Annotated in this window: 20 protein-coding genes; 2 read left to right on the top strand and 18 right to left on the bottom strand. The window is 46.4% G+C overall.

Features of this window, described 5'->3' with window-relative positions:
* Positions 1-26 precede the first annotated feature (26 nt).
* Genes C9I92_RS10540 through C9I92_RS10515 form a run of 6 tightly spaced genes read right to left on the bottom strand, consistent with a single transcriptional unit; the run spans position 27 to position 3,628 of the window.
* Positions 27-305, bottom strand: a complete 279-nt coding sequence (locus C9I92_RS10540; protein WP_047884365.1) for a hypothetical protein — start codon at positions 303-305, stop codon at positions 27-29.
* Positions 302-1,213, bottom strand: coding sequence for a hypothetical protein (locus tag C9I92_RS25580; protein ID WP_047884366.1), 912 nt, complete (start codon positions 1,211-1,213; stop codon positions 302-304). The genes C9I92_RS10540 and C9I92_RS25580 overlap by 4 nt, the downstream gene beginning before the upstream one ends.
* Positions 1,203-1,538, bottom strand: coding sequence for a Gp49 family protein (locus tag C9I92_RS10530; protein ID WP_047884367.1), 336 nt, complete (start codon positions 1,536-1,538; stop codon positions 1,203-1,205). Before C9I92_RS10530 ends, C9I92_RS25580 begins: the two co-directional genes overlap by 11 nt.
* On the bottom strand, positions 1,531-2,181 hold the full coding sequence (locus tag C9I92_RS10525; protein WP_047884368.1) for an ATP-binding cassette domain-containing protein: 651 nt from the start codon (positions 2,179-2,181) through the stop codon (positions 1,531-1,533). The genes C9I92_RS10530 and C9I92_RS10525 overlap by 8 nt, the downstream gene beginning before the upstream one ends.
* Before the next feature lie 14 nt (positions 2,182-2,195).
* The gene (locus C9I92_RS10520; RefSeq protein WP_084712499.1) at positions 2,196-2,948 is read right to left on the bottom strand and encodes a ParB/Srx family N-terminal domain-containing protein; all 753 of its coding nucleotides are present in this window, start codon (positions 2,946-2,948) and stop codon (positions 2,196-2,198) included.
* On the bottom strand, positions 2,948-3,628 hold the full coding sequence (locus tag C9I92_RS10515; protein ID WP_047884369.1) for a ParB/RepB/Spo0J family partition protein: 681 nt from the start codon (positions 3,626-3,628) through the stop codon (positions 2,948-2,950). Before C9I92_RS10515 ends, C9I92_RS10520 begins: the two co-directional genes overlap by 1 nt.
* A gap of 114 nt (positions 3,629-3,742) precedes the next feature.
* On the opposite strand from C9I92_RS10515, the gene C9I92_RS10510 reads away from it, so the two are divergent.
* Positions 3,743-5,335, top strand: a complete 1,593-nt coding sequence (locus C9I92_RS10510) for a DEAD/DEAH box helicase (protein ID WP_053061755.1) — start codon at positions 3,743-3,745, stop codon at positions 5,333-5,335.
* Complete coding sequence (locus C9I92_RS10505; RefSeq protein ID WP_047884370.1) at positions 5,335-5,613, top strand: hypothetical protein; 279 nt, start codon at positions 5,335-5,337, stop codon at positions 5,611-5,613. Before C9I92_RS10510 ends, C9I92_RS10505 begins: the two co-directional genes overlap by 1 nt.
* A gap of 590 nt (positions 5,614-6,203) precedes the next feature.
* Here C9I92_RS10505 and C9I92_RS10500 read toward each other — a convergent pair.
* The 12 genes from C9I92_RS10500 to C9I92_RS10445 all read right to left on the bottom strand — a co-directional run bounded on the left by C9I92_RS10500 (position 6,204) and on the right by C9I92_RS10445 (position 16,912).
* Entirely contained in the window at positions 6,204-6,932 is a 729-nt protein-coding gene (locus C9I92_RS10500) for a hypothetical protein (RefSeq protein ID WP_047884371.1), read from the bottom strand.
* A gap of 642 nt (positions 6,933-7,574) precedes the next feature.
* Positions 7,575-7,979 carry an NUMOD4 domain-containing protein gene (locus C9I92_RS10495; protein ID WP_047884372.1) on the bottom strand — a complete coding sequence of 135 codons (405 nt, stop codon included), beginning with the start codon at positions 7,977-7,979 and terminating at the stop codon, positions 7,575-7,577.
* A 435-nt stretch (positions 7,980-8,414) separates the two neighbouring features.
* Positions 8,415-8,765, bottom strand: coding sequence for a hypothetical protein (locus tag C9I92_RS10490; protein ID WP_047884373.1), 351 nt, complete (start codon positions 8,763-8,765; stop codon positions 8,415-8,417).
* A 122-nt stretch (positions 8,766-8,887) separates the two neighbouring features.
* Positions 8,888-9,130: a hypothetical protein gene (locus tag C9I92_RS10485; RefSeq protein ID WP_047884374.1), complete on the bottom strand. Its 243-nt coding sequence runs from the start codon at positions 9,128-9,130 to the stop codon at positions 8,888-8,890.
* A 2,531-nt stretch (positions 9,131-11,661) separates the two neighbouring features.
* Positions 11,662-11,898 carry a hypothetical protein gene (locus C9I92_RS10480; RefSeq protein WP_047884375.1) on the bottom strand — a complete coding sequence of 79 codons (237 nt, stop codon included), beginning with the start codon at positions 11,896-11,898 and terminating at the stop codon, positions 11,662-11,664.
* Between the two features lie 130 nt (positions 11,899-12,028).
* Entirely contained in the window at positions 12,029-12,316 is a 288-nt protein-coding gene (locus tag C9I92_RS10475) for a hypothetical protein (protein WP_047884376.1), read from the bottom strand.
* A 113-nt stretch (positions 12,317-12,429) separates the two neighbouring features.
* On the bottom strand, positions 12,430-13,146 hold the full coding sequence (locus tag C9I92_RS10470) for an RNase H family protein (protein ID WP_084712500.1): 717 nt from the start codon (positions 13,144-13,146) through the stop codon (positions 12,430-12,432).
* Between the two features lie 530 nt (positions 13,147-13,676).
* Entirely contained in the window at positions 13,677-14,072 is a 396-nt protein-coding gene (locus C9I92_RS10465) for a hypothetical protein (protein WP_047884377.1), read from the bottom strand.
* 12 nt (positions 14,073-14,084) lie between these two features.
* Positions 14,085-14,429 (bottom strand): hypothetical protein, encoded by a 345-nt coding sequence (locus C9I92_RS10460; protein WP_047884378.1) that lies wholly within the window; start codon positions 14,427-14,429, stop codon positions 14,085-14,087.
* Between the two features lie 19 nt (positions 14,430-14,448).
* On the bottom strand, positions 14,449-15,156 hold the full coding sequence (locus C9I92_RS10455) for an N-6 DNA methylase (protein ID WP_047884379.1): 708 nt from the start codon (positions 15,154-15,156) through the stop codon (positions 14,449-14,451).
* Positions 15,157-15,219: 63 nt separating this feature from the next.
* Positions 15,220-16,065 (bottom strand): hypothetical protein, encoded by an 846-nt coding sequence (locus tag C9I92_RS10450; protein ID WP_047884380.1) that lies wholly within the window; start codon positions 16,063-16,065, stop codon positions 15,220-15,222.
* 238 nt (positions 16,066-16,303) lie between these two features.
* A complete protein-coding gene (locus C9I92_RS10445; RefSeq protein ID WP_047884381.1) occupies positions 16,304-16,912 on the bottom strand; it encodes a hypothetical protein in 609 nt (202 codons plus the stop codon).
* Positions 16,913-17,024 lie beyond the last annotated feature (112 nt).

Raw genomic sequence — 17,024 nt, 5'->3', positions numbered from 1 at the left:
ATATATAATATATTTTCTTAATATTATTAGGACATGCCTACTCGTGCGATCTGCTTGGCGAAAGCCCGCCCCAAAGTTGTCAGCAGCAGCGTCCGACGATTCTGACCTCCCTCTGAGCGCTTGCGGAGTTCGCCTTTGGTCAGCAGCCGTTTCTCGATCAGTGCTCGCAGGCTGAACTGAAAACTTTCTTTTGACGTTTTGTAAGGTAGCGACTCAAGAACCGAATCCAGATCTGCAATGCCTCGCACCTCTTCGACAATGAGGATTGTATGGATAATCTGTTTTTGTTTCTTGGTGAGAATCATGCGGACTTAACCTCCTTCCACTCCCTTAATTTCTCCATGTTCAAAGGTTCGTTCATCCCCTGCCAGTAGAATGCCTCGATAGGCAGTTCCTTTGGCATTGACGCATTGCCGTAGTCAGGATTTTTGTAAGCACCGTAGATGGCCGTTGAAAAACATAGGTCTTGAAGCCCGGCAACAACCTCTTCGATGGACATTGTCTCGTAGAAGTCCTTAGCCCGTTTTTTGTTGTTCTTGCCAGCCTTATCTCGACTTGAATGCTTAAAATAAACATCAATCAGAGCTTTTCGCGTCCGCTCACGCAGTGATGGGCTGAAATTCGCAATCTCCGCCATCACAGCGTCCACATCTGTCGGATCTGACTCGACGTATAAGCTAAACGCTTTAAGCGCGTCTCGTCGCTTCTGTGGCGCAGGTGGCTTAACGAATTTGAAGCCAGCTTTCATGGCGAACGGATTGTATTTGGACATGGCCGACTTAATCTCAATGACTTCCCTATCGTGCATACGGCACGCAAGGTTGATCATCTGGTAGCTAATTCCACAGCCGCGATACATGGTATCCAGCACACACCGAGAAATTGTGCCGAACCAGCGCTTCGTGACCATCTTGCCTCGATAGGTATTGGTCAGCTTGGTTTCGGTGCCAGGTGCCATCTTGGGGAACATCAGGTGACGTTCGGCCAGAAGTAACTGCGGATACACGATAACAACAACACCAATCAGGTTGCCGTCCAGCTCACAGCGATAATACTCAGCAGCGCCAAAGCTATTGCCAGCCTTGTAATGCAGTGATTTGAGGGCGTGCCAGTCCTCGACACTGCCCTTCTTCACTACAATGCGATCCATGAACGGCAGGCGGCTTGGAAAGTCCGAAGCCTTGTGGCGCTCAATAATCACATCATGCTGCATGAGGAACCTCAGCTAACTTTTCACAAAGCAGATAGCCTTCCAGTTGCCAGATTTCACGATAGGCATTGTCAAAGGCCACCTTCTTGCCAATTTCCTCATCGTCGTTTTCCGGTGAGCAGCAGGCACTTGGTTTGCCGGTTACAGAGAAGCCGTTCACCATGTTAATCACACACCAGCGAAGAATACCGCCGGTTGGCAGTGTGTGCTTGACGTATTCGACCGAATGGATGCGCTCGGCGATGCTTTCAACCGTTACGCGAGGGGCTGTAAGTCCCTTCTTGTCCATCATGTCCTGAATTTCGTTACGGCGGGTCAGTTCATTCATTTTTGCTCTCTCCATGAACTTCTACGGCTACACGCTCCTTGTATAGCTTCGTAATGGTGATATCCGGCTTAATGCTTGAATGCAGGTCGCTATGCGTTGTTGCGACAAGTAATGTCGCCCCCGCGTTCCTAGCAGCACGTTGCAGGGAGTTGGAAATACACATAGCGGTTGTTCGGTCCAATACCGCACCAAACTCATCGGCAACCCAAACTTGGGCGCCTGACTCGACTAATTTGGCAATGCGCAGTCGGTAGCGCTGACCATCAGACAACTCACTCGGCTTACGGATGAAGAGATAGGCGTCATTCAGCCCTGCCACATTCATCAGCCCAAGCCCTTCGGTTGTTGTTTTGCCAATCTGGTCAATGAGGGTTTTGTCGTGGTCTAAAACCACATCATCAATCGTTTTGACCGACAGGTGCTTTGCCATTTGTGCCGCCAGCTCTCTTAGAATGACGGACTTGCCAGAACCACTTTGACCGGTGATGTAAACGACATCGCCTTGATTGATTTCCAATTTCAAGTTGTCGTAAATCGTCCATGCCTCGTCCTCAATGCCTAAGCCAAATGACTCCGCAACTTCCATGACTCGCGGTGTTCGCTCCACCTTCGAGTTGAATGACTTATTGATCACGTATTCCATTGCCAGTCACCTCGTTAAGAAATCAGCATTGATTCCAGCTCTTCGAGGTCGCTGGATACGTGCGGATCTGGCGTTTCGCTGAAATCCATCACCTCTTCGGCTTTAGCCAGGTCGCGTTTGGCGTATTCGACAAGAGCGGCAGCTCCCGATCGTCCGGTCAGCTCTTCCATCATGGCAACCCAACGAATGATTGTGCGCCCGTCCTTCATCGGCACTTCGCGGAAGCCAAAGGCATCTGAAATTTTCAGTTTGGACTCGGCAATTTCCTCACCGATTTCTTCGTTCTCTTCTGCAATGCGGCTTGCCTCCATCGAAACGTCCGAAATCAGCATTTCCTCGCCCAAATCACTGGAAAGCAGGTCTTCGGTCATCATTTGCAGCTCTTTGTCGTCAAACCCAAATAGGTTTTCAGAGCTATCCGCCGACAGAATCTCGTTGATCTCTTCTTCCAGCAGCTCCATATCATAATCGGTAGAGGCCAGCCGGTTATCTTCAAGACGTTTGGCGGCAACTTCTGTATCGGTCAGATCACTACGGATAATTACCGGAATTTCACTCAGTCCTGCGAAAATTGCAGCTTCGGTTCGCCCGTGGCCGGTAATAATGACCATGTCTTTATCGACCGTAACCGGCTGGTCGAATCCACGCTTAACAATTGCGGCAGACAACGCTTCAATCTGTTTTTTGTTATGGATTTTGGCGTTTTTTTCGTAAGGAATGAGTGTTTTGGGGTCTAGATAGACAACCTCAAGCTGTAAATCCTTCATCAGCTCGCTCTCCATTGCTCAATGATGTATGCAAGTGCTTCCCCTGCATCTTCCATGTCATTGCCCGTCTTGATGCCTTGCGATTTCACCACAGCACTGATGGCATCACGCACTGCACCTGCATATTCGTTTGGCACTTTAAAGCGCATCATCTGTCCCGAAGCGACCGATTCCTGATCTAGCTTCTCCATTGTGCGTTCAATCTCTTCTTCCCGCTCTGAATCGTCATCCAGACCATCAAAGATCGAGTCATCCAATGCTGCCGAACTGATTGCGATATCCAAATCTGAGCTGATTAGTGCGATTTCCGACATAGAAACATCAAATACCGCGTCAATTTCTTCAATCAGGCGAGCCAGTGCCAGCTCATCGTCTTCGCCATAACGCTCGTTGTCCAAAACCCCGATTCGTTTGGCTTCGGCTTCGGAGATTTCGCCCAAATCAGCAATGTCGATCTCATCCCAGCCAAGAACCATCGCAGCTTTCCAGCGATGTTCTCCGCCGATAATCTCGAACTCGTCTCCAAGTCGTCGAACTACTACGGGCTTGAAGGAACCGACTTCCTCAATCGAGCGCACCAGCTTGTCGAAATCTGGCGGCGACATTGAGTTAGTGTTCCAAGTGTTTGGCCTAAGACTGTTCACACTTACACGCCGGAAGGTGATGGTGTTTTTTGCCATTTTTCTCAGTTTTCTAACTTTTTTTACTTATAAACTTTTGCTTAAAATAAGTCACTAATTACTTATCAATCGTAGATTATGTGCCTTTCGTAGTTTTCAGGCAAGGAGTAAGATTTGAAAACTGTCGCTATCATCCGCAACGCTGTTACTGCGCAGCTCGTCAATGCTGACCGAGACGCAAAACAGATCGTTCAAAAAGCCCTTAGCTACGTAGTTGAGGGGGCAAAGTATTCCTCTACTGGCTGGGATGGAACGTCTACGTTCTTTGATTGGGGAACGTGCAAATTCCCTGCTGGCTTCACCAATGCCATCGCAACCCGTCTAAAGAAGAGCGGCTACAAGGTCATCACCAAGCGCAAAGAAATGGTTAAGCCGCTTGGAAAGCCAAATCCGGTGGTTAACGCATTCCCACCTAACCCGTTCTACGCATATCAAGATCTGACCGTTGAGCGTTTGGTTGAAATGGGCGGTATGGTGGCTCAAGTGGCAACCGGTGGTGGTAAGTCGGTTATTGCCTGCAAAGCACTGGCGCGTATCAACCGACAGACACTCTTCATCACGACTCGCGGTGTGCTGATGCACCAGATGGCCGGCAACTTCGAAAAATCTCTTGAATACCGCAAGTCCATTGGTGAGTTACCTGCGGGTGCTTTCGTCGGCATCTTGGGTGATGGTGAATTTACCATGTCCAAGTATGTGAACGTGGCTACCGTCCAGACACTAGCCAAGGCACTTGAAGATCCAAAGGCGGATTGGGATTCGGCGAAGAAGAAAAAGCACCTGGCTAAACGTAAGGTCGTGCTCGATATGCTTGAGCGCACCTCTCTGCTGATCCTCGAAGAAGCCCATGAATCATCCGGCGGCCAATTCTATGCCATCGCAAATGCCTGTAAGAACGCAGATTACCGGCTTGCCCTGACTGCTACGCCATTCATGAAAGACAGCGCAGAGGCAAACATGCGCTTAATGGCCGTGTCCGGAAGTATCGGCATCAAGGTAACAGAAGAGTTCCTGATTAATGCCGGTATTCTGGCTCGCCCTTACTTCAAATACATTGAATGCACTCATCTACACGACAGAGAGCGCTTTGATGCGAAGCCCGAACTTGCCAAGAAATACCCTAACACCAACTTGTCTTGGGGCGCTCCATATCAGAGAGCATACACACTTGGCGTTACCTACAACTTCCAGCGCAACCGACTGATCGTAGCGCAAGCCAAAGAGTTCAAGGACTACGGGCTAAGCACGATGCTGCTGATTAAGCACAAAGACCACGGGCGTATCTTGTCTGAAATGATGAGCGCACTTGGCATCAAGGTTGAGTTCATCTTCGGCGACTCGAACCAAAGTAAGCGTGAAGCGGCACTGAAGAAGCTGGCAACTCGCAAAATTGACGTGCTTATCGGCTCGACCATCTTGGACGTAGGCGTTGACGTTCCGGCTGTAGGCGCAGTTATTCTTGCCGGTTCGGGTAAGGCAGAAGTAGAGCTTCGCCAGCGTATCGGTCGAGGTTTACGCGCCAAGAAAGATGCCGCGAACATCTGTTTTGTCGTGGACTTCATCGACAAGTGCAACAAGCACCTCTACAAACACTCGGAAGAGCGCCGTGCCATTGTCCACTCCACTAAGGGCTTCGCAGAGGGCATTCTTCCGCAAGGGACCAACTTCGACTACAGCCTGCTAAAACAGAGCCATAAGGTTGCGTGATGAGCGAAAAGAGTTTTGTGAATATCAACGTGAAGGTAAGCAACCAGGCTGTAGCGAACCTACGAAGCGCCATGAAGCAGTCAAAGACCAAGAATGGTGTGAAGCTGGACAGAGGGGCTGTGGTGTCTGCTGCGCTTGAGAGTTTTACGCAAGACCAGTGGGAGAAAGTTTTACAGCCATTGGTCGAGCAAGCTCTAAGGTTTCGAGAGCTTGAGAGCCTGATAAAACAAGGCAAGCACGTATCACCAGAAGATATTCAGAGCCTTTTCATGGGCTGAGACAAGGGGCGGAAGCCCCTTTCTTTTGCCCGTTTCATGGCTCAGAGCTATAAGGCTGCCCCACTTTTCAAATCGGTAATATTTTGGTGTCCACTTTTAGGGACGGCGAGCTATAAGGTCAGTGGAATTTCAGGGGGTCGGCTGGTGTCAGTTGGTCACTTTGGGTCAATTGGGTCAGGCTGGGTCTATAGGCTAAACAAGATACAGAGGCTCTACTGTCCCTAAATGTTATTGGGTCTATACAAGGGCTATAAGGTTAGTGGGCAAAAACAGGGATTTCTGCCGAGGCAATGCTTTCCAACCAACTCGTTTTTTTCTAAGACTTCCGTTCTTTCAGTCAAAAATAAATCACGCTCAAATCGCACCAGAATCGCAGCCAGAAAGCGACAAAGGATTAAAGCCATGCGCTCGCACCACTAACAAGGAAAAGCGCTGAGAATGGCATACAGAAAGGATTTTAAAGAGGATGAAAAACGCGTAAAAAAAATCCGCCACTCGGGCGGATCTTGTGTTTTTGAAACTGGCAATTTTTCTTGTTGTGGTAGTGGCGTATTTTCGCCACCACATTTAATAAGTCACCGGTGACTAATTTACTGAGCGTTAACAAAAACACTTAGTGACTCAAATTTGCTGCTAAGCAGTTGAAGCAATTTTGAATTTTCAGCCAGTTGCACTGTTCCGCTATCATTTGAAAGTTTCGCCTTGCTAGTCACTTCGAAGGCGCCCAATTTAACAAGCATTGACAGAATCATTTGAGACTGGCGATTAGTCTTTTCGCGTTTAGCATTCAATTCCACTTCGCACAATTCCGGATTTGCTTTGCGCCATGCTTCAACCTTAACGTCGCTGTAAAATTCGCGGAATTGTTTCACTGTAAAGCTATATGTTCCCATTTCTTCAATCAGTTTAAACGGAATGATTACATTAGTTTCAGTTGAGCGCGCTACTGTATATTCGAAATTCTTTTGTCCGAAGATAAACGCCAGTTTTTCTAGTGAATACATATCAGCGCAAATATCCGCTAGATTCAGTTGGTTTTCTTTTTGCATTTGATAGTTTGCGCTTGCTGCTTTCTGATCGTTTTCTACCATTGCAAGGAATTGAGAAACATATCGGGCGCGTTTCTTTTCCGTGCGGATAGTTGCTGTTAGATCTTTTTCACGCTGTTTGTCGTTTGTTTCCGCTAGTGCTTTTTCCAGCTCTTCAACTTTGCTATCAATGACAGCTTGAATGTTTTTCACGTTTTGGACAGCATCAGCTTTAGATTTTACGTTTACAGTTTCAGCGTTAGCGATGTAAGATACAGTTGATTTAGCCATGATAGTTATTCCTTAATTACTGGTTACCTGATACTTGGTTAACTCATCGAAACTTTGGATTGGTGTCTCTCGTTTCGATGTGGCAATTATGGAACTTTCGAGCAAAACCAGCAAGTGTTTTTTTCGGAATTTTTCGGCTTTAATGCTTTTTGTGACCTACTGCGTAATTTATTAATTAAGTAGGCTTGATTGGCTAAATCATATTCAAACCTGCAATTCTGGTTATTGATTTTTCTTTATTTCTTGGTTATTCGCGTCACGCGATCTATATACCAGCGGAAAAAGTCGGCTTTATTGCTCAAGCCTGCCGGACGGTGTCAACCTTCCCTGAAATAAAACCTTCTGAAAACTCCGGTAAGCCTTCCCTTATATTTTTTTACCCCCTAATTTGTCTGCGAATACAAATTTCCCTAACTCTGCACTATTCGCCCTGCCCCCTTTCCCTAATTTTTGCGGCTGGACACCGGAAATTGAAATACCTGAGTTTACGTCCCGCGAGGTGTTTGGAGCCGGAGTTGCTGTTTTGAGGCTGGAAGTGCCGCGAGGTGGTCTGATTGGTTATTTAGACGAGAGTTAGCCAGGTTAAATGTGTTGCCCTTGGAATATGGCCTTGCGGTATGTTGCGGGCAAAAGAAAGGGAGCTTACTGCTCCCCGAATACTTCTCTTAGGATTTTGGCAACGGTTCTCTTGGTGCCTTTGATGTTCACGACATATGGCTTCCCGTCCTTCATGGACGCCTTCTTTGGTCGGATGGTGACGCAGTCGCCTTTATTGCTTAGGAAATATTTGCCGTTGAACTCCGGAACCTCTTTCCAGACAACTTTGCCATCGGCTTGCTCTTGAGTCGTAAACAACTCATCGACAAAGGTATTGGACTGTCGCTTCCACTTGCTGCCGTCTTCTCTGATAAGCGTGAAGTGGTAGTAATCACCGTTGCTGGCTCTGGTCTTCTTTAGCGACCGCAGCTCCCTGATTTCTCCGTCCTCGTTAATCTGATATCCCTCGAACTCCGGAATATCACGCCATTCTTGATAATCGCCTTTCATACGTCAGTATCTTTATTTTTTGGTTAGCGTGGCGGAATTGTATGTCTGAGAGCTTATCGAAGCAATGCCAGCACCTTCGCCTAATTTGTCTGTTGCCTGAAGGAAAAGGCAGAAAAGACAGTGCTAAATCAGTCAGGTCAAATAGACAAAAGGATCGGCGAAGAAGTTTTATCTCCTTGCCGATCCCCTGTCATGGCAGTGGCAGCATTACAATAGAGAAACGGGTGGCTTCCCTTTCGGTAAGAGAAGCAATGAAAAAGTGCTTACCTTGCACTCCACCGAGGAAGGAACTTAGCGAAGCTAACCGGAGAAACGCAACATCAAGCAAGGTAAGCAAAATGGGCGGCAGTCCGGCTCGGTGAGAGGACAAGTAACACCACCGAACTGCCTAATTCTATATATGGGAATAATTCCCGTAGTCCTCTTTACTGGCTGTCAGCCTTCAACGGTTTCCATTTCATCTAGCGCCGCAGTAAGCGTCGTAGGTGTCATGGAAAAGGTCGCTTTATCCATCCAGTAGTAACGGCCATCAGAGCCGCGCATAAGCTGTTTGTGCTGGAAGAACTGTAGCGGGTGAGCTGAGTAAGTCACCGCATCAGCTTTCTCCGTCGCTTTGCGCTTGCGTCGCAGTTGCTTACTGCGCTGCTTACGTTCACGCTCTAATGTCTTCGCCAGCAGCTTGTCAATGCGCTGCTCAGTGCGGATCTGTTCACGATCCGAATCAGTCATGTAAGCTAACTTATACTCAGAACGCTTACGTGCCTGTTCTTGTGTATATGCAAACATATTTTTGTCCTCTCGCTTGCTGGATAAGGGGCAATGACCAAATCCCCCTGATAAGCCAGCGCTTACTATTCTGCATACTGAAAAAGTAAATGCAACACCAAAATTAACTAAGCGCTTACCTATTAAGCGGCATTTAAAAATTGGGATAGTTTCTCAGGTTGAATCCCCAAGGTGCGAACACAGGCTCTTTCGATAGCCGCAAGACTCGCTGTAGACAGATAAGCACCGCTCTTTGCCTTTTTGGACATAACTACCAGGTCAAAACGCTGAATGCCGTTTTCTGTGTTGTAGGTGGTCAGGCGTGCTTCAACGTTTCCGTCTTTGCAGAGCCCGATAACTTGAATTGTGTCTTTTGCGATTTGCATTGTGTTCGCTCCGTGGTTCCGTTGATGTGCTCATTTTCGCGGACTTGGAGAGGCAAGGAAGTGGATTGCTGAGGGCTGTCTGATTTCGCTCGGCTGAGCTTTTCTTCTGTCTGTTTTGAGAGGTTTTGCTTTTGCCTTGGCTGTTTCTCTTTACTTGTTCTTCTGTTTGCTCTGTTTTGGCTTTTTTCAGGTAAAAGTGGTCTTTTGAGCGATATGTGATACCAGCAAGAAATCACAAAATCTACCCAAGACCAAAGCCAACCCTGAATTAGAGGTTTCTGGAGAAAAATTGCGAGCGAGCGCTTAATTTTTAACCAACACTCTTTCCGGTTATCCGGCACACAAGTTTTTGTCTTCTTGAAAAGCTGACTTATCGCGGCATCGTTCTGCGCAGTGCCCTGTCCTATTCAAACAGGAAGCCGAACCAAGTGGCTGCGGCTTACTTATTAGGCGCACATTGCATGGTGTGTCAAACCCCGTGACTAAGCGGATACCAACCCGCGCTTTATGGTCGATTTCTACAGTTTCTTTTGGCTACTTAGTGCCTATAGTGGCATCACATTAACCCGCGTTTCACTGGCAGTGGTCGTTCTTCGCCAGAACCCCGCTCGAAGGGCTTCGCTTTTCAAGAGTAGTGCAATTAGGTTTCTGACTGGTTGTGTTATCGGGGAGCCGTCACTAAGCTCAACGCCCAAAGGAACAAAGACTAGCTGCGGCACGTTCCAATGAGTTGCACTACATCACTAACCGCTTACTTATTTTACATCCACCATATAGAACAAAACAATCATTTAGCAGCCAATACCTAAGCAACTGCTTATTTTTTATCTAGTGAAGTAAAACGCTGTAGAACGCGCTCAGAGACGATTTAAGAAAAAGTGGAGCCACCGTATTCCCCACACTCAAAAACACGCAGGGAAGCGATTCTAGAAAGTTTCTCGGGAGTTTCTTGCGGAAGTTTTTAAACACCCCGCCAATTTACCCATTCAGTCATTTCCCGAAAGGTAAATTAGCAGTTCATTCCCTACTAACAGGCCAAGCACCCTGCGGGAAGCTCAGCCCCTTGCGAGAGCATCTATTTCACCGGAGCAGATGTGGGAAAATAACGTATCCAGAACAGACTACGGGAGGAAATTTATCGCCTATCGAAAGTTGGCTTTTGCCTAACGAAATTCATTGATTGCCGTGAAAGCTGCATGAGACGATCTGTATGTGCTCGGGAACGGACACTTGCGGGAACCACATTGCGCCATAGAAATCCGCGGCCATTCACAACCCCTAATACCAGTTCGGGGAACTGTCCCTAATCGTAGTTCCCTCATCAATGAGGGCAGCAAGCCGTAACCGGCCATATACGACCTCAGCCTTTCCCTAATTTTTCCGGCTGGAAACCCCGATTCGAAATACCTGGCTAATATCCGCAAACCAACGGCAATTCTCCCTGACAAAAACTCACCTAATGAGAGCTTCCCTTTCGGTCCATATCCGGAACGTCACCTTTCTCAAAATTTTCAGGCCAGACTTCCCGACTCCAAACGCCTGACGGCGGAGAACTTGATTAAGTCATTGAAAGGGAATTTGTGCGGCGCGCCTTCCGAAACCCACTCTCCCTCTCCCCCTTACACCAGCTTCTCCCTATATCGCTTCCTCTCTCTTCTCCCTGTCTCTTAATAGTTGCTCCTCTCTAATGGAATGACAGCTTTCTTCACTCCTTATCATGGAAGGTGAATATCTCTTCTCTACTGGTCTTTCATCACTCCTGCTTATCTACGGACTATTGCTCTCTAATGGGATTTGGTATCCGCGATTCTCTTCTCTACTGCTTTCCCTTTATAGAGCGTTGAGAGTGATGTTCTATGGCTGAGTCCTTGTGTTTACTGGCGGGAGAAGTGATTAGAGCTTTCTTATTGAAGGTGTATAGCGTGTTGGGCTTATGTGGTTTGTTTAGTTTATTGGGCTTGGTGATGTTGTTTAATGGGTGGGTATTTGGGGATGGCTTCCCGCTGGTAGGATCTTGCGGTTTTACGAATCGTTTAATGGATTACGTGTTTAGGGGTTGAGTTGTTTTTTTGTTTTATTCGGTTCTGTTTGGGTGGTTTTGGGCGATATAAGAATTGGGGTCAGGGGTTAATCAAAAAGTAAGTATTTTTTCTTATTTTTTATTGATAACTCTTTGAGTGGGTTTGATTCTGACTCTCTTTGGTAAAAACAAAGATAAGAAATTGATATTAAAGGCTTTTTGTGTTTATGAGATAGTTTTGCTACATACTTATATCTTTGACTGGTGTGGGTATAGGTTTTTGACCGTAAATTGCAAACATTTGACCGGTTTTAATTACCTTCCACTTGGCTCACTCCAAAAGGCTTGGCATTTGGTGCTGAACGATAGTTATTTGATTGGCTGTCCGGTAAGTAAAGCAAAGCCTCGCTGTGTGCGAGGCTAAAATGTTTATGTTGCTCGCTCTGCAACAAGACTTCGGGGCTGCTCTACACCGGTCCCGAAGCCTCCACCTGGCTATACTCCGCAACCTTTACTGAGCGTCACGATTGGCAATTCGCTGGTATAGCTCTTTGTTCTGGCTGCGCAGTCGGAACACCTCGTTAATCAGGTGGCCGATGCACTCACTTGTCATCTGCTCACTCTTGATGCCCTTCTGGATCATCCAGTTGTAGAAGTTGTATGCCCCGTCTCTAGTTTCTAAGTTCGAGTCGATCCGGCTCAAAAAGTCAGTATCAATCAGGGCAATTACGTTGGTAGGTTTTGCCATTGCTCGTTTCCTTTGCAGTTGCTCGTTTCAATACGCAGATATTAAATAAACGCCATAGGCACGCCAGATAGGAAAAAGGGCTACCAAATGGCAGCCCAATTCCGTTTCAGAGTAAGACCATCGAACGCAATTATTCGGTTACTTCTTCAATCTCAACAGCTTGCTCGGATTCAGTTTCAGCAGGAGTTTCCGGCTGCTCCTGAACCAGCACGCCAAGGTCATGAAGCAGGCCAAGATCAACTTGGTTCTCAACGCCATTCGAGCTACGAACCAAGAACTTGTCTGCGCCTTTTTGGCCGGCAACATTGGCTGCAATCAAAGCCGCCTGAACAGGGTTCTCAGCCTGAACAGGGTTCTCAGCCTGAACTCGAATAGGTGACAACTGCACCTCAAAAACAGGCAGTGTTTTATCAGTCATTACAGGGCTATCCATGTCGTTTGCTCTCATACCGTTCGGGAAGATAGCGGCTTTTTAAAAAGTAAGTCAACACTTATTTTAAGTAAGCAATGACTTACCTTTTGAATGCAAAACTACTTGGAGTTGTCTTCAGCCAACTCCTTAGCAATCCGCAGGTAGCCAAGTGTATCCGCGCAGGTTGGCTCGCTCACTTCGTGATAACGGAAGCAGTGTAATGTCGCGTAGGCATTCTTCCATAAGGCTTGGAACTTAACTTCATCCCCTGCTTTGGTCTTCCAGCCATTGCGTTTCCAGTTAGGCACCCAATGTCTAAAACCATTTTGCATGGCCGTTGATGAGGTGAAGATCATCGCCTGCTCCAGCTCACACTCGTTGAAAATCTTCATCGCGGCAATAATCGCGTATAGACCAGCCTGAATCTCGCCAGAAAAGGTGCCAGGCATTTTGAACTTGTAGTAAAGCTCTGCGCCGTTGTAGATGCAAAATGCCGTTGTCGTATTACCAACTGACGGCGTTACCACTTCCAAGGCTGCACAGACTGTCGATTTGTCGAACTCCGCAAGTCCTTTCACATGCTCAATCATCTTGTTCATGTCTGTGAACAGAGGGTGCTCGCTGTATCCGCTTCTGAGCGCTTTTGGTGGTAACTTGGTGCTGTGGTGGCTCTCTATGGCTTTAATCACTTCTAAATCGCGCAGGGAAGCGAATTTCGCCACGTCCGATATTAACTTTCCCCAATCCTCGCTGACTGGGTGGGTGGACGGAAAGGATTTCCGGATCAGATCGTCAATTCGCTTTACATAATCAGGCATTCCGGACTTATTCATCATAACCCTCACTTGTTGCTAGTGCTTAGTTAGATTTTGACTCCGCAGACAAGGCATCCAAGCAAATTGTCGATCACCCCTTTTATATAAATTAAAAGGAATAAATATATTATTTATGGAAACGCGGTTTTTATTCAGTGTTAGGTAGTTCCGGATATTGAAATCTATCTCAGGAAACTAGGCTCTTGCAGAGCCTAGTTTCCTGAGATAACTCCGTAACTCCTTCACGATTACCTTCGGACAAAAAACCTAGCTTCCAATATATAAATATTCTTTTAATTATTTATATAGGGAAGAACCTTGCGGATTACCCTGCCGCTCCCTCCAAATAGTAACCTAGCGCTTACTTAATTCAATAGGAAATCGTTCCGGACTTGCCTCTTCTCCAAAACGCTCTCAGACGATTCGGGACACTGTAGCTGTGGGTTGGCTTGGGTAAATACGAAAAAAGCGCCCCTGAGTGATTCTGGGCGCTTTTCTGGGGGGGTGTAGTCTGTTTTTGTGCTCTTACGCTGCTTGCTTGAGAACGTCGTTTACAGAGGCCACGAGTAACTTGAACCCTTCGCGGTTATGGGCGAATTTTGCAATCTCACGGCGATGAGAGGTGTGTCCTTTTCGCCGTAGAACGGAAGGCCGTTTTCAAGCTCATAGGCAAAGAGCTTTCTCAAATACCCAAGCACACTGTAGGTAATGTGGCCTCGGTTCTTGGCACTTGTGCCGTTAAACACAAAGTTGATTGATTCGCCATCTTCCCAATGAACCTCTACGTCATGCTTGTCGTAGCCTACTTTCGACAAGGTTGGTGCTTGTCGCAGCATCCAGTTCGTCGAATCGAGAATGGCGGATGGCTTGTCAAAAATTTCAGGCTTGTTGCACAATTTGAACTCGCCCTCCAAGCGAGTAATTATGATTTTGGTTACAGCAATCACTTAAGTCACCGATTACTTATACACACAGAAAAAAATATATTCGCTATGCCCCTTGGTATCAGCCACCGCTTTTACACCCAAAGGTAATTCCCACTCATACCGAAAGCCGCGTATGTCCTCTTCTCGACGTTCATTGAGAACTCGGTTGATCGTGCTGATCGCCAACGAAAGATCCTGTCCCCAAATAAGGCGCTGAATCAACTTGCCCTCTTCCGATTCCGTATTGCCATACAGTCCGGCGCGATGCTGGGAAAACTCAACATTATATTTGCCATCGGTAAAAACGATATTCATGCGAGCGCCAAACCACGCTTTGCTTCTTTCCGGCGCAACTATTCCCCATTGAATACAACTCATACCACGAACTTCCTTAATATTAAGCACAAGCAAATGATGGCATTTCTACAAAGGCATTCAATTCCTCTGTAGTAGACCGAATCGGCACTGCAGTAATGTGATACAAAAGCTCATGTTCGACTGTCAGCGCATTCCCGCAGTAGACGATGATCTCGCGTAATGATTTGGTCGGAGACAACACTTCAACGGTTTTCAATCGCTGGATGGTTGCACAGTAAACCGCGCATCTGTCGATATCGTTAATAGTGAGTCGCAGTTTATCCAGCCCAGCCTGTCCATATTTCTCAAATAGCGTTTCCACGACAGCAAGTGCCATAGAACCAGCCCCTACGCACGGCTCAAGAACAGAGAATCCGTCCGGATAGTTGTCCAATTTGAGATCATGAAACTGCATTTGCGCTATTGCCTTGCTGACAGAGTAAGGCGTGTAGAACGCACCAAGGTTTTTGCTATGGCCTGCCAAGTTCAGCTCACACATAACCCGCCCCAGCAAATCAATACCTGGATAACTTTCAACGAACCCGAAAAACAGCTTTTCTGCCTCAACTGCCTTTGTCACTTCGTGATCTCCCCAACTCAAGTGGTCACGGCAATTGTCACCCCCGATGAAACCGTTGAGCATGGCCTTTACCCAATCCTCAAAAGCATTGGACTGTGACAGCCGGATATCAAACATCAAACGTGAAATCTTTTCCGCTACTGACTGAGCCTGAATAACCGAATACATATTTTCTCCCCCTAACCAACACACTATTTCCGGAGCGCCACCAAGGGCGCTCGCTAACTTCTATCAACCAATGAATTTTGCCGACAGTGGGTTTTCTCGATTTAGAGTGATGGATTTGCCGTCCTTGGTTGCCATTCCAATAGCAGGCAGTAGCGCCATCATCTGTCCAGCCTGAGAGCCAGCAGTTCCCACCGTGTATGGCTTCTCTGGATTGCTCATTAGGTAAGTCCGTAAGTCACCCGAAGTTGCGCTACCGTTTTTCACCAGGTATTCCAAGCAAAGACGGGTGTAGATGGAAAGCTCAGCCTCATCATTCGCCCAAGCCAGAATGTTCTTCGCCTTGTCCTTCACTTTTTTCGGCAGTGCATTGAGCATCAGAGCAAATTCTTCTGTGGCGATACCCACAGCCTCAAAGGCAGCGTCAGATTTGTCGGCAACGTATTCCTCTGCCGTCTTACCGCCAGTCGCTACACGCTTGCGCTTTGGCTTTGGCTTTGGCTTTGCTTCACCTTCTACAAACTCATCATCTTGTTTAGACGCAACAGCCTCTACATCTTGTTGATGTTGAGCCTCTTTAGCTGATTGGGCTGCCAACTCACCGTCAGATAGCTTGCCGATATCCTTAGAACTTTCATTCAGCTCATCCAGCATTTCATCAAGGTATGAAAGCGAGTCATCTTCATTATCTGCAGCCGCAACTGGCTCTTCGATCTTTTGCTCTTCGACCTCCGGCATATCCAATTCGCCAAGTAGCATGTCGAGATCATCAATGTCGCAGGCATTCTTGTCGGCAGATGTCTTTTCAAGCGCGTCTAGATCATCAGCGGAAATGCTCAGGTTGTTGAGATCTGCCATTAGCGCGTCCAGTTCGTCTAAGTCAGAAATTGGGTTGCTTGTTACTTGTGTCATTTGCTTATTCCTTTTTCCGAGTTCGATAAATCGTCTATCTTTTCGATGGAATTATTTTCGCATTTGCGGATAGGTATAAAAGGATTTGGCAAGGTATTAGATTGTCGGATATATGAATAACAACAATTGCCTAACAAAAAGAAAAGGATAAATAAAAAAATATTGCACACAGATGGAGAAAAAAGGTGAGAAGTTAATGACAATTATCATAGAATACATACTATGAGTGCGATTTTAATTAATTTAACAAGACTAAAACCAATAAAATCACAATTAATAAAAGTGACCATAATGGATGTGTGGACACATACTGCCATACTCTTTTTTTGCGCGTTAATTTATATCTAAGAGGCTTAAATTTATCCAAAGAATATTTTTTGAACTCAAATTTTAGTGCTTCGATTTCTTTTCTGTCTGCATACGTGCTTTCCGTATACTTTAATTTTGAGTAAACAGCATGTAATTGTCGTCGCAAGAGTTCTAATCTGCAATCAGCTATAACCAAGTCATTAGATTTCAGCTCACCTTCTCCAATAAAATCATAGCCTTGAACGGTATTATAAGTTCCATCCCCAACCTTAACGCTCTCATCCGTAGCTATGCCGTCACAAGTTACTAACTCATCAATTAATATGTTCTTTTCAAGACAGTTCACTCGTGAGATTAGCTTGTCATCAACTAATTCTTGTCTAAGTGCGCGATCAAAAGGACGAATTACTCCGCTATTACTCCCTTTGGAAACACGGAAAAATTCACCTTCCATTGTTCGGCCTTTCCATGAGAATGTCACATAAGCATCAGGTTTGATTTTAAAATTATCCATATGCACATTTAAATAGCTGGCCATCAGAATTTTGATTAGAAGCAATTCCTATCGAAGTCAAATTGAACGACTTATGTCTGTGTAAATTATAGCTTTATGAGAACTAGTGCGTAGGAGGATGCAAAAGCCACCCTCC

Origin of the sequence: Photobacterium ganghwense (assembly GCF_003025595.1) — a bacterium.
Taxonomy (GTDB): Bacteria; Pseudomonadota; Gammaproteobacteria; order Enterobacterales; family Vibrionaceae; genus Photobacterium; species Photobacterium ganghwense.
Note: the sequence above shows the minus strand (reverse complement) of the source record. Positions and strands in the feature narration are given on the sequence as shown.

Coding starts and splice junctions, on each gene's coding strand:
- C9I92_RS10455 (WP_047884379.1), bottom strand. CDS start 15,156: ATGTATTCGGTTATTCAGGCTCAGTCAGTAGCGGAAAAGATTTCACGT.
- C9I92_RS10525 (WP_047884368.1), bottom strand. CDS start 2,181: ATGGAATACGTGATCAATAAGTCATTCAACTCGAAGGTGGAGCGAACA.
- C9I92_RS10515 (WP_047884369.1), bottom strand. CDS start 3,628: ATGGCAAAAAACACCATCACCTTCCGGCGTGTAAGTGTGAACAGTCTT.
- C9I92_RS10520 (WP_084712499.1), bottom strand. CDS start 2,948: ATGAAGGATTTACAGCTTGAGGTTGTCTATCTAGACCCCAAAACACTC.
- C9I92_RS10480 (WP_047884375.1), bottom strand. CDS start 11,898: ATGGCAAAACCTACCAACGTAATTGCCCTGATTGATACTGACTTTTTG.
- C9I92_RS10445 (WP_047884381.1), bottom strand. CDS start 16,912: ATGGCCAGCTATTTAAATGTGCATATGGATAATTTTAAAATCAAACCT.
- C9I92_RS10530 (WP_047884367.1), bottom strand. CDS start 1,538: ATGAATGAACTGACCCGCCGTAACGAAATTCAGGACATGATGGACAAG.
- C9I92_RS10500 (WP_047884371.1), bottom strand. CDS start 6,932: ATGGCTAAATCAACTGTATCTTACATCGCTAACGCTGAAACTGTAAAC.
- C9I92_RS10460 (WP_047884378.1), bottom strand. CDS start 14,429: ATGAGTTGTATTCAATGGGGAATAGTTGCGCCGGAAAGAAGCAAAGCG.
- C9I92_RS10490 (WP_047884373.1), bottom strand. CDS start 8,765: ATGTTTGCATATACACAAGAACAGGCACGTAAGCGTTCTGAGTATAAG.
- C9I92_RS10505 (WP_047884370.1), top strand. CDS start 5,335: ATGAGCGAAAAGAGTTTTGTGAATATCAACGTGAAGGTAAGCAACCAG.
- C9I92_RS10470 (WP_084712500.1), bottom strand. CDS start 13,146: ATGATGAATAAGTCCGGAATGCCTGATTATGTAAAGCGAATTGACGAT.
- C9I92_RS10450 (WP_047884380.1), bottom strand. CDS start 16,065: ATGACACAAGTAACAAGCAACCCAATTTCTGACTTAGACGAACTGGAC.
- C9I92_RS10495 (WP_047884372.1), bottom strand. CDS start 7,979: ATGAAAGGCGATTATCAAGAATGGCGTGATATTCCGGAGTTCGAGGGA.
- C9I92_RS10485 (WP_047884374.1), bottom strand. CDS start 9,130: ATGCAAATCGCAAAAGACACAATTCAAGTTATCGGGCTCTGCAAAGAC.
- C9I92_RS25580 (WP_047884366.1), bottom strand. CDS start 1,213: ATGCAGCATGATGTGATTATTGAGCGCCACAAGGCTTCGGACTTTCCA.
- C9I92_RS10540 (WP_047884365.1), bottom strand. CDS start 305: ATGATTCTCACCAAGAAACAAAAACAGATTATCCATACAATCCTCATT.
- C9I92_RS10475 (WP_047884376.1), bottom strand. CDS start 12,316: ATGACTGATAAAACACTGCCTGTTTTTGAGGTGCAGTTGTCACCTATT.